The sequence below is a fragment of the Cellulophaga sp. 20_2_10 genome (assembly GCF_023476645.1).
Taxonomy (GTDB): Bacteria; Bacteroidota; Bacteroidia; order Flavobacteriales; family Flavobacteriaceae; genus Cellulophaga.
On sequence record NZ_JAMCOJ010000001.1, the window covers coordinates 767,738 to 782,278 of the forward strand.

The 14,541-nt window shown below is 32.9% G+C and carries 14 protein-coding genes and 1 other RNA gene; 7 read left to right on the forward strand and 8 right to left on the reverse strand.

Features of this window, described 5'->3' with window-relative positions; translation table 11 throughout:
• Positions 1-58: 58 nt before the first annotated feature.
• The 3 genes from M4I21_RS03380 to M4I21_RS03390 all read left to right on the forward strand — a co-directional run bounded on the left by M4I21_RS03380 (position 59) and on the right by M4I21_RS03390 (position 3,411).
• Complete coding sequence (locus M4I21_RS03380) at positions 59-2,038, forward strand: protein-disulfide reductase DsbD family protein (protein WP_249557619.1); 1,980 nt, start codon at positions 59-61, stop codon at positions 2,036-2,038.
• A 45-nt stretch (positions 2,039-2,083) separates the two neighbouring features.
• Entirely contained in the window at positions 2,084-2,533 is a 450-nt protein-coding gene (locus M4I21_RS03385; protein WP_249557620.1) for a protein-disulfide reductase DsbD domain-containing protein, read from the forward strand.
• Between the two features lie 164 nt (positions 2,534-2,697).
• Entirely contained in the window at positions 2,698-3,411 is a 714-nt protein-coding gene (locus M4I21_RS03390; RefSeq protein WP_249557621.1) for a YebC/PmpR family DNA-binding transcriptional regulator, read from the forward strand.
• Between the two features lie 85 nt (positions 3,412-3,496).
• Here the strand turns inward: M4I21_RS03390 and M4I21_RS03395 are convergent, their stop codons facing one another.
• The 7 genes from M4I21_RS03395 to M4I21_RS03425 form a co-directional block, all read right to left on the reverse strand.
• The gene (locus tag M4I21_RS03395) at positions 3,497-4,033 is read right to left on the reverse strand and encodes a 1-acyl-sn-glycerol-3-phosphate acyltransferase (protein WP_249557787.1); all 537 of its coding nucleotides are present in this window, start codon (positions 4,031-4,033) and stop codon (positions 3,497-3,499) included.
• Positions 4,034-4,083: 50 nt separating this feature from the next.
• A complete protein-coding gene (locus tag M4I21_RS03400; protein WP_249557622.1) occupies positions 4,084-5,217 on the reverse strand; it encodes an FAD-dependent monooxygenase in 1,134 nt (377 codons plus the stop codon).
• A gap of 93 nt (positions 5,218-5,310) precedes the next feature.
• Complete coding sequence (locus tag M4I21_RS03405) at positions 5,311-6,390, reverse strand: iron-containing alcohol dehydrogenase family protein (RefSeq protein ID WP_249557623.1); 1,080 nt, start codon at positions 6,388-6,390, stop codon at positions 5,311-5,313.
• Between the two features lie 81 nt (positions 6,391-6,471).
• On the reverse strand, positions 6,472-7,176 hold the full coding sequence (locus M4I21_RS03410; RefSeq protein WP_249557624.1) for an HAD family hydrolase: 705 nt from the start codon (positions 7,174-7,176) through the stop codon (positions 6,472-6,474).
• Positions 7,167-7,895, reverse strand: a complete 729-nt coding sequence (kdsB, locus tag M4I21_RS03415; RefSeq protein ID WP_249557625.1) for a 3-deoxy-manno-octulosonate cytidylyltransferase — start codon at positions 7,893-7,895, stop codon at positions 7,167-7,169. Before kdsB ends, M4I21_RS03410 begins: the two co-directional genes overlap by 10 nt.
• A 28-nt stretch (positions 7,896-7,923) precedes the next feature.
• Positions 7,924-8,493: a DUF4126 domain-containing protein gene (locus M4I21_RS03420; protein ID WP_249557626.1), complete on the reverse strand. Its 570-nt coding sequence runs from the start codon at positions 8,491-8,493 to the stop codon at positions 7,924-7,926.
• A gap of 82 nt (positions 8,494-8,575) precedes the next feature.
• Positions 8,576-10,015 (reverse strand): ATP-dependent DNA helicase, encoded by a 1,440-nt coding sequence (locus M4I21_RS03425; protein ID WP_249557627.1) that lies wholly within the window; start codon positions 10,013-10,015, stop codon positions 8,576-8,578.
• 103 nt (positions 10,016-10,118) lie between these two features.
• Between M4I21_RS03425 and M4I21_RS03430 the strand changes: the two genes are divergently transcribed.
• From M4I21_RS03430 to M4I21_RS03440, 3 genes are read left to right on the forward strand one after another with little or no spacing between them, the layout of a single operon-like run.
• Complete coding sequence (locus tag M4I21_RS03430) at positions 10,119-10,772, forward strand: hypothetical protein (RefSeq protein ID WP_249557628.1); 654 nt, start codon at positions 10,119-10,121, stop codon at positions 10,770-10,772.
• Positions 10,750-11,577, forward strand: a complete 828-nt coding sequence (locus tag M4I21_RS03435; protein WP_249557629.1) for a DUF3822 family protein — start codon at positions 10,750-10,752, stop codon at positions 11,575-11,577. The genes M4I21_RS03430 and M4I21_RS03435 overlap by 23 nt, the downstream gene beginning before the upstream one ends.
• Positions 11,577-12,125 carry an RsmD family RNA methyltransferase gene (locus M4I21_RS03440; protein WP_249557630.1) on the forward strand — a complete coding sequence of 183 codons (549 nt, stop codon included), beginning with the start codon at positions 11,577-11,579 and terminating at the stop codon, positions 12,123-12,125. The genes M4I21_RS03435 and M4I21_RS03440 overlap by 1 nt, the downstream gene beginning before the upstream one ends.
• On the opposite strand, the gene rnpB is transcribed toward M4I21_RS03440, so the two are convergent.
• An RNA gene (rnpB, locus tag M4I21_RS03445) (RNase P RNA component class A) lies at positions 12,126-12,439 on the reverse strand.
• 122 nt (positions 12,440-12,561) lie between these two features.
• Between rnpB and M4I21_RS03450 the strand changes: the two genes are divergently transcribed.
• Positions 12,562-14,376 carry a DNA polymerase III subunit gamma/tau gene (locus M4I21_RS03450; RefSeq protein ID WP_249557631.1) on the forward strand — a complete coding sequence of 605 codons (1,815 nt, stop codon included), beginning with the start codon at positions 12,562-12,564 and terminating at the stop codon, positions 14,374-14,376.
• Positions 14,377-14,541: the final 165 nt, after the last annotated feature.

Consider the following 14,541-nt stretch of genomic DNA (forward strand, 5'->3'; position numbering starts at 1 on the left):
AAGTAAGGGTTCTTTGTTATTTTTACGTCTTATATTATATATCCATAAATATTATATTTTGAACAAACGTACTTTTTATTTTCTCCTAGTTATTTTTACTGCTATTTTTAGTAGTACTGTAAAAGCACAGATACTAGACCCTGTTAGTTGGTCTACATCTGTAGAAAAAATTTCAGAAACAGAATACGACTTAGTAGTAAAAGCTACTATAGATGGTTCTTGGCATTTGTATTCTCAACATTTAGAAGAAGGCGGACCAGTAGCTACTGAATTTACTTTTGTAGAAAGTGAAGACTATACATTGGTAGACACACCAACTGAAGAAGAAGGCCATTCTGCTCCAGAACCTGCTTTTAATAATATGATGGTTAAGTATTTTGAAAACTCTGCTACATTTAAACAACGTATAAAGCTTTTAAATAAAGAGTTATCTGTTGTAAATGGAGAAGTAAGTTATATGGTTTGTAATGACTCGCAATGCCTGCCTCCTACTTACAAAGACATTGTATTTAATATAAAAACGGAAAATGCTCCTGCAGTTGCAGCAGCTAAAAAGGAAGATGCTCCCGCTGATAAAAGTTCTAAAGAAAAAGATGGTTCTGAAAAAGGATTGTTTTCTATATTCTTTTTAGCATTTTTATCTGGTTTTGCCGCCTTATTAACCCCATGTGTATTTCCTATGATACCAATGACGGTTAGTTTCTTTACAAAGCAAAGTAAAACCAAAGCCAAAGGGATACGTAACGCTATTATTTATGGTCTTTCAATTATTATAATATACCTTTTATTAGGTATTATAGTTAGTGCTGTTTTTGGTGCTGATGCACTAAATGCATTATCTACCAATGTATGGTTTAATGTAATTTTCTTTGTACTATTATTAGTATTTGCAGCATCGTTCCTTGGAGCTTTTGAAATTATGTTACCTAACTCTTGGGCTAATAAAGTAGACAAACAAGCAGACCGTGGTGGTTTGGTTGGTATTTTCTTTATGGCTCTTGCTTTAGCAATAGTTTCATTCTCTTGTACTGGTCCAATTGTTGGTACATTATTAGTACAAGCAGCATCTGGTGGTAGCCAAATAGGACCAATTGTAGGTATGTTTGGTTTCTCTTTAGCTATAGCATTACCATTTGCTTTGTTTGCAGCTTTCCCAGGTTGGTTAAACTCTTTGCCAAAATCTGGTGGATGGTTAAACTCTGTAAAAGTTGTTCTAGGATTTTTAGAACTTGCTTTAGCATTTAAATTCTTATCTAATGCAGATATGGTTTTACAAATGCACTTATTAGAGCGTGAGGTATTTATAGCAATATGGATAGCCGTTTTTGGAGCCTTAACACTATACTTATTTGGAAAATTACAATTACCACATGATTCGCCTTTAAAACATATTTCTGTAGGTAGATTAAGTATGGGTCTGGTTACATTGGCCTTTACCATATATATGATTCCTGGTTTATGGGGAGCACCATTAAATTTAATTAGTGCTTTTCCACCACCACAACATTATAGTGAATCTCCTTATGGAGTTGGTAATATGCAAACTGGTGGTGGCGCAGCCACACATACTCAAGAAATACCAGAAGGTGCACATTTAATGGCACCATATGATATACTTGCTTTTAACGATTATGAAAAAGGATTGGCTTACGCTAAAAAAGTAAACAAACCAGTAATGATAGATTTTACAGGTCACGCTTGTGTAAACTGTAGAAAAATGGAACAGAACGTTTGGGTAAAAGACAATGTACTAAACGTTTTAAAGAATGATGTTATTTTGATTTCTTTATATGTTGATGAAAAAATTAAGTTTGAAGGTGAAGCTCCTGACTCTAAAATACGTCCTGGAAAAAAATTACGCTATACAGGTCAGCAATGGAGTGAACTTCAACAATTACGTTATGGTACAAATGCACAACCATATTACGTTCTTATAGATCATAATGAAGAAAATTTAAATGACCCAGTTGCTTATACCCCAGATGTAGAAGAATATCACATATGGTTAAAAGAAGGAGTTGGTAACTTTAAAAAATAGTTGGTATAAATTTTGATTTTAACAATATAATCTTAAAAAAATCTAATGAAAAAATACATTCTAGCCGCCGTAGTTTTACTAATTAGCATAAGTTCTTATGGACAAATATTAGATCCTGTAAAATGGACAACATCAGTAAAAAAAATATCTGCAACCGAGTATGATTTAGTGGCTACAGCTACAATAGATGCTGGTTGGCACTTATACTCGCAAAATGTTCCAGAAGGCGGACCAATAGCTACTGCTTTTATTTTTGAAAAAGGCAATAACTATAGTGTTTCCGGAAAAACATTAGAAGAAAAAGGACATACTGTAGATGACACTATGTTTAAGATGAAAATTACATATTTTGAAGGTAAAGCAAAATTTACACAACGTGTTAAATTAGCTAAGCCCGGTAAAACAACTGTTGTTGCCGAAGTTGAGTTTATGGTTTGTGACGACTCTAGATGTTTACCTCCTACTTATGTAGATTTAGATTTTACAATACAATAGAAAAAGAACACATAAATAAGTCAAAAAAGAGAGTTACCTATTGGTAACTCTCTTTTTTTATACATAAAACTGAATTTAGTTCGCTAAAAGACTAGCCATCATTTGCTATGGTCTTAAAATTTCTTAAATTTGTCTTTATACTAATTTTTATAGCATTTTAATTTATGGGAAGAGCGTTTGAGTTTAGAAAAGCACGAAAAATGAAACGTTGGTCTGCAATGTCTAAAGCATTTACTCGCATTGGTAAAGATATTGTAATGGCTGTAAAGGATGGCGGACCAGATCCGGACACTAACTCTCGTTTAAGGGCTGTTATACAAAACGCAAAGTCTGTAAATATGCCTAAAGACAATGTTGAGCGTGCTATTAAAAGAGCATCTGACAAGAGTCTTGGTGATTATAAAGAAGTACTTTTTGAAGGTTACGCACCTCATGGTATTGCTATTTTAGTAGAAACTGCTACAGATAACAATACAAGAACTGTTGCAAACGTACGTAGTTACTTTAATAAGTGTAATGGTAGCTTAGGAACTTCTGGTTCTGTAGAATTTATGTTTGACCATACCTGTAACTTTAGAGTACCTGCAGAAGGTTTAGATCCTGAAGAACTAGAATTAGAATTAATAGATTTTGGTGCAGAAGAAGTCTTTGTAGATGATGATGGTATTTTAATATATGCTCCTTTTGAAAGTTTTGGTGCACTACAAAAAGAATTAGAATCTAGAGAATTAGAAATATTATCTTCTGGTTTTGAACGTATACCACAAGTAACTAAAGCACTTGATAACGAAGAGCACGTTGCAGAGGTAGAAAAGCTTTTAGAAAAGCTAGAAGAAGATGATGACGTGCAAAACGTATATCATTCTATGCAAGAATAAGACATACCAACTATGTAGGAAAAAGCCCTCAAAATTAATTTTGAGGGCTTTTTTTAATCAATCTATATTTTAATAATAATAATAACTACATATTTCTTTTAACCCTACCTTCTACTCCTTCAAAAAAAGCTTCATAGGTTTTAAAGTCTAATTCAGTGTTCTCTGTAGTACGCATGGCCTCAGATATTTTTATTTCTTTTTTACCGTAATCAAAAGCAACCATTACTACAGGTACATTTGCTTGCTTTGCTATGTAATAAAAACCTGTTTTCCATTTAGATACTTTACTACGTGTACCTTCTGGCGCAAGCGTTAGGTGTATTTTAGGTGTGTTTTTTATTAAGTCTGTACACGCATCTACAAAATTATTACTTTTTGTACGATCTATTGGCATACCGCCTTGCCATCTAAAATACCAACCAATTGGCCATTTAAATAGGCTCTTTTTTCCAACAAAATTAAACTCTTCATTAAGGACTCTACGTATTAGTAAGCCCATAAAAAAATCTAAATTACTAGTGTGTGGCACAACGATTACAACACATTTATCAATTTTAGGAAAAGACCCATTTACGGTCCACCCCATTATTTTAAAATATATAAATTTTGCTAGTGCATGCATCATCTTTCTTCCTCTTAATCATTATTACAATAGTAAGATACAAAAATACATTACTCTTTATCTAAAGTATAGATGTAATGCATTTTTTTATCTATCATAGATTTTGGCATACTCCTAAACACCATATTTCTAATACTTGCTCCAAAACCTAAATGGGCAACTTTACCAGTTAACCAAGACTGATTTACAATAGAAGAGACCTTTTTATATCGTGTATTTTGAAATTCTGCAAATGTATTTTCAGTCTTCTCCTCAGCAATAATTTTAGCTAAAAAATAAGCATCTTCTATTGCCTGTGCGCCTCCTTGACCCATATTTGGAGTTGTAGCGTGGCCAGCATCACCTAGCAAACACACTTTATTAGAATACCATTTTTTAATTGGCTTAAGATCTATAATATCATTCCTAAGAATATTACTTGTATCTGTATTTGCAATTAAATCTTTAACTACAGTTGTATAGTCTTCATATTTTTTAAGTAAATCATCTTTTAGCGTCTCTTTATTATCGGTTAAAAAAGGTTTACTTTTAACTACTGCAAACCAAGATGTTTTATCCTTAGACAACTTAGAGATCCCAAATCTTGTTTGCTTTCCCCACATTTCTAAACCACGATGATTAAAATCTACAGGTAACTTAAAATTTGTAACACCTCGCCAGCAGGTTTGTCCGCTATATCTAATTTCACTTTCAGGAACCAGTTGTTTACGTATTACAGAGTTTATACCATCTGCTGCTATTAAATAGTTTACACTAGTTGTTGTAGCATCTAAAAACTGAAGTATTACTTCTTCTGTTGTTTCTGTGTAACTCTCTAAGCCTTTTCCCCAGCTAATATTAGTCTTAGGTACATTTTTAGACAATACCTTTTGCAACTCTGCTCTATGGATCGCTATTGTAGAATATCCGTATTCTTCCTTAGCTTCATCTTGTTTACTATCCGTAAGTGGTTTTAAGTCAGCCGTTGCAATCGTAATACGGTTTATAGAGTTGCCGGCTTCTTTTATCTGATCTAAAATACCTAACCACTCATACACCTTTAATGCATTTGGAGCTAACCATATTCCAGCACCAATGGCATTTATAGCATCTGATTTCTCATACAAATGATACGGTATATTTAACTTTTCAAAAGCTAAAGCCGTTGTTAACCCTCCAATACCAGCACCTATAATAGCGTACATTTTGTTCTAATTTATAGTTATTTATAAAATTACTACAAAAAAAGCCGAAAGTGAATAAACACTTTCGGCTTTTTTAAAATTATATAAAGTCTATTATATTTTAGCGTAAATAGATCTTAATTTCTCTGGTGTTGCTGTTTTTTTCCACTCTTTACCTAAAGCATTTTCCCATAGCGGCTCTAAGCTTAAAGCAACATTTATCATCGTAGTAAATTCTTCTTCAGTAAGGTCTTTACAAATACCTGTTGGTAATGTAATGTTGTGCTTATCCATCATTTTATAAAATACTTTTACACCTTCTGGGTAAAACTCCTCTAAATGATTAAAAACTAAACAGTTTCCTATACCGTGTTTTACTCCTAACAAATAAGACAATCCGTAGCTTAATGCATGTGCTACACCTACTTGAGAGTAAGCAATACTCATACCACCGTGCCAAGATGCCATCATTAATTTATCTCTAGACTCTGACTCTGGAATATCTTTTAGGTACACATCATTACAAAGCTCCATAGCTTTTTCGCCATAACTTTGACTAAAAGCATTTAAAAAAGTACCTTCTAAAGACTCTACACAGTGAATGTAACAATCCATACCCGTGTAAAACCATTGCTCTTTAGATACACCTTGCGTTAAATCTGGATCTAATACAACCTGATCAAAAGGAGTGTAATCTGAGTTTATACCTAATTTACGTTCTGGGCCTAATAATACAGTTGTTCTAGAAACCTCTGCACCTGTACCACTAATTGTAGGTATACCTACATGGTAAATCGCTGGGTTTTTAACCAAATCCCATCCTTGGTATTCTGCAGAGCTACCTGGGTTGGTTAACATAATAGCTACAGCCTTAGCCATATCTAATAAAGTACCGCCGCCAATACCTATAATACCAGAAGGCAACTCATTATACTCTGCCTTAATTTGTTCTACCAAAGCATCTACTTGGTATGTTTTTGGCTCAAATTCTGATGAAACAAATATAGTTTTATCATTCTCTACCAAGGGTATTCTAGTAGCTAACTCTTTTCCTTCAAAAACATCATCAATTAAAAAAATAAAAGGTGCATTGGCACTTTTACGCTTCAATTTTAAAATATCTCCTATTTGGCTAAAACTACCGTTCCCAAAAATTACTCTAGGTACCATTGGGAAATTTCTATATGTTGTCATAGTATTATATCTATTAAGTATGATAAGACAAATTTAAGAAAACCTATCTTGTTATGTGAATTTCTTTTTCTAAAAAAAATGTTATTTTAAGTAGTCTAAAATATCTTCAATCTTGTCTAAAGTTAAATAGGTGTTAGATTCCTCTTCTTCTTTTGATACCGTTTCATGTACCCAAGTGGTATGAAAAGGAATATGAACCGCCTGCGCACCCAACTTAACAATAGGCAACACATCTGACTTTAAAGAATTGCCAAGCATTATAAATTCTGATGTTTTAATTTGAAGGTGATCTAATAAATTTTTATAGTTAGATTCTTTTTTATCGCTTAGAACTTCTACGTGATGAAAATATTTTTGCAAACCAGATTTCTCTAGCTTCTGTTCTTGGTCTAACAAATCTCCTTTGGTTAAAACTATTAATCTGTATTTAGATTGAAGCTTTTGCAAAACAGACTCAACACCAGGTAGTAGTTCTACCGGTTGCGCTATCATCTCTTTACCAATATCTAAAATTTTTGCTATTACAGAATTGCTTACTTTGTTGTTAGACAGCTCTAGAGCCGACTCTACCATAGACAATACAAATGCTTTTATGCCGTACCCGTAACGACCTAAATTTTGCATTTCCATTTTAAACAATTCCTGATCTATTTTATTTTTAGTTTCGTACCCTTCTAACAACTCTGCAAAACGCTCTTCTGCTTCTCTAAAGTACGTTTCATTAACCCAAAGTGTATCATCGGCATCAAACCCAATAACTTTTATATTCTTGTAATCTACTTCCATTCTGCCTGCGCTCTTTCTAAATCTTCTGGTGTATCTATCTCTATACCAGATGAATTATCTACAATCATTTTTATTTTTTTTCCATATTCTAAATAGCGTATACACTCTACTTTTTCTGATGCTTCTAAAGGCAACATAGGCAAGTTGTAAAAATCCATTAAAGCAGATTTTCTAAAAGCATAAACCCCTTTATGCTCGTAGTATTTAAGATCTACATTTTTTTCTCTAGGATATGGTATTGGAGAGCGAGAGAAGTACAATGCAAAATTTCTATTATCTACTATTACTTTTACAAAGTTTGGATCTTTAATATCTTCCTCATTTGTCATTTCTGACATAATAGTAGCAAGATCTATTTCTTTTTTTTCATCGTTCTTAAAAACAGATAACAACTCTTCTAATCCTTCTTTAGGAGTAAAAGGCTCATCACCCTGAATATTAAAAACAATATCTACATCCATATTTTCTACAGCCTCCGCTATACGGTCGCTACCACACTCGTGCTCCTTAACACTCATTATAGCCTTACCGCCAGCTTCTGTAATGGTATTGTAAATAGTATCGCTATCTGTAACAACAAAAACAGTATCAAACAAATTTGTTTTTACAGCAGTTTCATAAGTTCTAACAATTACAGGTTTACCTGCTAAATTCTGCATTAGTTTACCCGGAAATCTAGATGCTGCATAACGCGCAGGAATCATTGCAATAATCTTCATGTATCTCTTTTTCTAGTTTTCTAGTTTTCTATTTTTTACGTCTGGGCATTAATTTTCTGTACATTCTAAAAATTAATGTCAATATTATTACCACCAAAACAGCACCAATTACAGGAGCAATAATGGCCGCTGTAGATACAACCACAGCTGTACCTGTTTCTACTGTTGCTATAACGGGGTTTGCTAAGCCGCCTGTTGTTGCTGTAGATGTTAATCTTGTTGCGGCGGAAGTTCCTTTAATAGCACTAGCGGTACCACCACCAGCTATTATAGCTAAAGACCAAGTTACTACGGGGTCTAAATTAGCTATTGTAGATACCATTACCGCTGTACCAGCTATAGCTGCCAAAGGTACGGCAGCAGTATCTAAAATATTGTCTACCCAAGGAATAAAATAAGCAAAAACTTCAACAAATGTAGCTACACCTAAAACTATTAATGCTGGTAAACTTCCTATCCAATTCCAGCTCTCATTTACTTCCCAAACCCCAAAATATGCGGCTAAACTTAGTGCAAATAAAGGTAAAAAGACTCTGAAGCCCACAGATGTGGCTAAACCTATTCCTAAAAAAATACTTATAATGGTTTCTGATGTCATTTGTAATGGTTTTATGTGTTTAAACTACTTATAAAAAGCAGCTATATGGTTAGTTATACACATATATTATACCAAAAATAGGTTATTCCCAATCAAGAAAAAAATCGTTCTTAAATCCTATAAGGTACAGTTTCTTTTTTGCTCTTGTTACAGCGGTATATAGCCAACGCAAATAATCTTTATCTATACCGTTTGGCAAGTATGGCTGTTCTACAAAAACAGTGTCCCACTGTCCGCCTTGGGACTTATGACATGTTATAGCGTAAGAGAACTTCACCTGTAGCGCATTAAAATACTTATTGTTTTTAACCTTTAAAAACTTTTTATATTTAGAGGTTTCATCTGCATAATCTAACATTACTTCTTGGTACAATCTATTGCTATCCTCATAAGGTAAAGATGGCGTTTCTGCATCTATGGTATCTAACATCAAAACAGTCTCAAACGGAGGCATATTAGGATAATCTACCATTTTTACGTTTACTTCTGCAAACTTAAAACCGTATAATTCTTTTATGGCAAAAATCTCTAAAATTTCTATAATATCGCCGTTAGCAATAAAGCCTGCTTCTGTGGTTGGTTTAATCCAGAAATAGTTGTTTTTAACCACCATCATGTAATCACCGGTAGCTATTACGTTTTCTAGGTATAAAATTCTGCCTCTAATATTGGCATTGTATAAGTTCGCTCTTTTGTTAGAGCGCACTATAAAAGCTGTTTCTTCTTTTCCGTTTTGAGAGTAAGAGTCTTCTATAGCTTCTAAAATATCGTTCCCTTCTATTAAACGTACAATGTCTTTATAGGGGTTAACATCAAACTTAAAATCTTCAAAAAAACTACCGTGTAGTTGCTCTCTTAAATTTGTTGCGTTCATTAAAATACCAGAGTCTTCTGCTTGCCTCATTACTTCATCTAACTCTACCCTAGTTACTTCTTTATTGTAATTTAAAGACAAACGGTCTTCATCCAAAGCCGGACTAATATCTAATCTAACGGGTGGTAACTGAGCCGTATCTCCTATTAAAATTAACTTGCAATTTTTACCAGAATACACATAAGACATTAAATCATCTAACAAAGAACCGTTTTCAAACAACTTAGAATCAGATGGTGCATCTGGTATCATAGAAGCTTCATCTACTACAAAAACAGTATCTGTATGCTTATTTGGCGCTAGGGTAAATTGTATACCTCCACCACTCTGCTTTTTGGGGAAATATATTTTTTTGTGTATCGTTAATGCCTTTGTATTTGCGTAATTAGACATTACTTTAGCTGCTCTACCAGTTGGCGCTAACAAAACGGCTTTCATTTTAACATGCCATAGATTTGTCACAATAGTGCCTATAATTGTTGTTTTTCCCGTTCCAGCATATCCTTTTAACAGAAATAGCGTGTCTTTTTCCTTTGAAACTAGAAACTGTGAGAGCTTTTCTAAAGTTATAAGTTGCTTTAAAGTAGGCTCAAAAGGAAATTTATCTTTTAAAATTGTAAAAAACGATGTTGAGGTAGGTAGATTCATATGTGTTCAAAGATAATGATGAAATTTAAGCTGAAATACTTTTGTGATTAAAAAAAAATTGTAGATTTGTGACAAACCACTAAATAAAAACAACAGTATACTGATGAAAACCGTAATTAAAATTGTTCTTTGGTTAGCAGCTATCTTTTTTGGATACATGATCTACCAATCTGTAAATGGTCCTATAGAATTTAAAAAAGTAAAACAAGAGCGCTTTCAAGCTGTAGTAAATTCTCTAAAAGATATTAGAGATGTACAAGAAGCTCATAAATCTGCCACTGGTAAATTTGCTCCTAATTTTAAAGCTTTAGTTAATTTTGTAGAAAAAGGAAACTACTATATTATACAACAAAGAGATTCGTCTTATATGGAGTATGATAAAGGTTTTGGTATTGATTTACAAAAAGATGTAAAAATTCTAGATACTTTAAGCGTAGTACCTGTTAAAGATTCTTTATTTAAATCTGATAAGAGATATGAAAGAATGATGTTTGTTCCTTTCTCTAAAGATGGTAAAACTGAATTTAAAATGAGTACAGCTACTATTGAAAAAGGTGGTAAATCTGTTTCTGTATTTAAAGCTTCTACTAAAAAAGATGTTGTTTTATACGATCAGCCAAAAGATTTAACAGAAAGAGAGAACGTTTTAAATAGTGTTGAAGAAATAAACGGCGATGAAATTATTGTTGGTGACTTAGAAGACGTAAGCACTAGTGGTAACTGGCCTCCGATCTATGACAGAAAAACAAAAAAATAATACGTTAGATTCTACATCTAATTATAAAAAATTGTCCATTCAAATTAGTTTGAATGGACTTTCTTTTTGTGTTGTTGATACACTAGATAATTCTATTTTAGTATCAGACCAAAAAACTTTTGATGAAGAACTAAACCCTATAGAGTTAGAAAAAGAGTTGGTTACTATGTTTACTGAACATAAAATTACCACGCAAAAATTTTCTGAGGTCATAGGTATACATCGAAATACACTTTTTTGTTTTGTTCCTAAACCACTGTTTGTTGAGGAAGAAGCAAAAAATTATTTAAAATACAATACCAAAGTTTTAGCTACAGACCTAATAGCGCAAGACGAGATTACCAACTACGAGATTATAAACCTATACGTACCGCTGGTTAATATAAACAATTATATCTATGACCTATTTGGTGAGTTTACTTATAAACACAGCTCGTCTATACTAACTTCCTCATTGTTAAATGCAAATACAAATAATGACATTACCTGTTATATTTACGCATCTGAAAAACAGATGGATATAACTGTTCTTGACAAGAAAAAATTATTGCTTTTTAACAGTTTTGAATATACGACCACTGAAGACTTTTTATACTATTTACTCTTTACTTGTGAGCAATTAAAGTTAAATAACGAAACACTACTACTTAGACTTTTTGGAGAAATAGAAGAGGATAGTGCTATTTACAAAGGAAGCCACAAACATTTTAAAAATGTTTCTATATACGCTCCTGACAGCAGTACTTTTCAATTAGGAGATTACACTAAAAAAAACATAGACCTTACCATCTTAAACGCTTTATAATGCGCATAATATCTGGAAAACACAAAAGTAAACGTATAACAGCTCCAAAAAGATTGCCTGTTAGACCAACAACTGATATGGCTAAAGAAGCCATATTTAACATCTTAAACAATCATTATTATTTTGAAGATGTTAGTCTTTTAGACTTATTTTCTGGTACAGGTAACATTAGCTACGAGTTTGCTTCTCGTGGTACAGAAAATATTATTTGTGTCGATGCAGATTATGGCTGTATTAAATTTATAAATCAGATTGCAAAAGAGCTAGATTTTAATTTATCTACTGTAAAAAGTGATGTTTTTAAATATTTAGAACGTACTTCTATAAAATCTAATGTAATTTTTGCAGACCCACCATACGACATATCACTAGAAAACTTTTCTAAAATTCCGGAATTAGTATTTAAAAATGAACTACTTCTAGAAGACGGAATGTTGATAGTAGAACACTCTAAACACACCAAATTAGAACATCTACCCCATTTTTCTTACGCAAAAAGATATGGAGGAAGTGTTTTTAGCTTTTTTGAAAATAAATCTGAAGAATAAAAAAAGAGCAGGCAATAAGCCGGATTCTGTAAAGCTTCTAAAAGAAACTCCCCTATCATTTATCTAGGCTTTTGGTTACCCAAAAGCTCAAACCGCCTACCCTTTAGCTTGGGCGTGTACCCTTATAACGCTAATTTACATGGCGTTGCACCGCATAGAGTTTACCTGGTTTCACTACAGCATTACCTGTACATACTTTCTGCTGCACTTGTCCTCGTCTTACAACGGACGGGCGTTACCCGCTATACTGCACTATGGTGTCCGGACTTTCCTCTTTACAAAATAAATTGTAAAGCGATAGAGTAACCTGCTCGCGGCAAAGGTAATTTAATTGTTGATAAGTAAGTACTATATCTTTACAAAATACAAGGTAAAATAAGAGGGTATTTTTATATTTGTAGTGTTAACAGTAGTTCACTAAATAAAAGCAATATAATTGGAACCATTTGTAGTATCAGCTAGGAAATATAGACCACAAACATTTAAAGATGTTGTGGGGCAACAAGCTATTACAAATACGCTATTAAATGCAATAGAAAGCAATCATTTAGCACAAGCTTTATTATTTACGGGCCCTAGAGGTGTTGGCAAAACAACTTGCGCTCGTATTTTAGCAAAAATGATTAACTCTGACGGGGAAGAACACTCTGATGAGGATTTTGCTTTTAATATTTTTGAACTAGATGCCGCCTCTAATAACTCTGTTGATGGTATTAGAAGTTTAATAGACCAAGTACGTATACCACCTCAAGTTGGTAAATACAAAGTTTATATTATAGATGAGGTACATATGTTATCTCAAGCAGCTTTTAATGCTTTTCTAAAAACATTAGAAGAACCGCCTAAACACGCTATTTTTATTTTAGCAACCACAGAAAAACATAAAATAATACCAACGATTCTGTCTCGTTGTCAAATATTCGATTTTAAACGTATTACAGTAAAGGACGCAGCAGAATACCTAAAATACATTGCAGAAAATCAAGGTATAGAAGCAGATGATGATGCTTTACACATTATTGCTCAAAAGGCAGATGGTGCAATGCGAGATGCGCTTTCTATATTTGATAGGGTTGTTAGTTTCTCTGGAAAGCAGCTTACACGTAAAGCTGTTACAGAAAACTTAAACGTATTAGATTACGATACCTACTTTACAACTACAGATTACATTTTACAAAACGATATACCATCTTTACTAATCTTATTTAACACTACACTTAGCAAAGGTTTTGATGGGCATCATTTTATTATAGGTCTTGCATCTCACTTTAGAGACTTAATGGTATGCAAACATCCTAATACTGTAGACTTATTAGAGGTTGGTGATGAAGCCAAGAAAAGGTATCTAGAACAGTCGCAGCAAACCAACAATGCATTTCTGCTAAAAGCAATAGATATTGCAAATAGCACGGATTTAGATTATAAGACAAGTAAAAATCAGCGCTTGTTAATAGAACTTGCCTTAATGAAATTAGCCTCTATCACTTTTGATGGAGAAAAAAAAAATCCTGAATCTGTAGCACTAAGTAACCAAATTATATCATTGGTTCCTGCATCTCATTTTAGAAATATAGAGACCACCAATACAAATACTACAACAAATAACGCTACTGCTAACCAAAATGTAGCTTCACCTACAGAAGAAAAAGAGCAAATAATTGTTGCAGACACTAAACCAATTGTAGTTCCTACAACTGCTAATCCTATTGTTATAGCCAAAGAAACGAGCATAACAACAGCAGAAATTACGCCAGCTCCTGCATTAAAAAAACTAGACATTAATGCTCCTAAAAGAGTTTCTGGTTTATCATTATCTAGTTTAAAAGCAAAACAAGAGCACAAACTAAACAAAATAGATGTTGTTATTGATGAAAGCGCTTTACCTAACGAGGACTTTGCTATAGAGAAATTAAGAGAGTTATGGAATATTTTTGTTGATAAAATAGAAGCTGAAGGGCAACGTATTTTAGCGTCTAACCTTAATAGTGATATTCCACAACTAAAAGATAGAACTACTATAGCAATACAATTACCTAATGATACAATGAAAAAAGAGGTCGAACGCGAAAAGTTTGAGCTTATGGAGTATCTTAAAAAAGAATTAAACAACTACTTTATTACATTAGATATTACTGTTAACGAAGAAGCTGTAAAAAAGTTTGCGTTTACTCCTGAGGAAAAATACGCGAAATTAAGAGAAAAAAACCCTGTAATTGACTTATTGCGTCAAGAGTTTGATTTAAGTATCTAAGAAAAATAGAAATACCCCTACACAAATAAGGTTAATCGCTATTCTAATGATTAACATCCGTTTCCTTCTAAAAAAATTATTTTACCTTTTATAAGCCCCCTTTACTCTAGTTTTTCTTTGAAATAACAGAAAATACTCCCCCCTTTTCATATAAGAATAATAGTA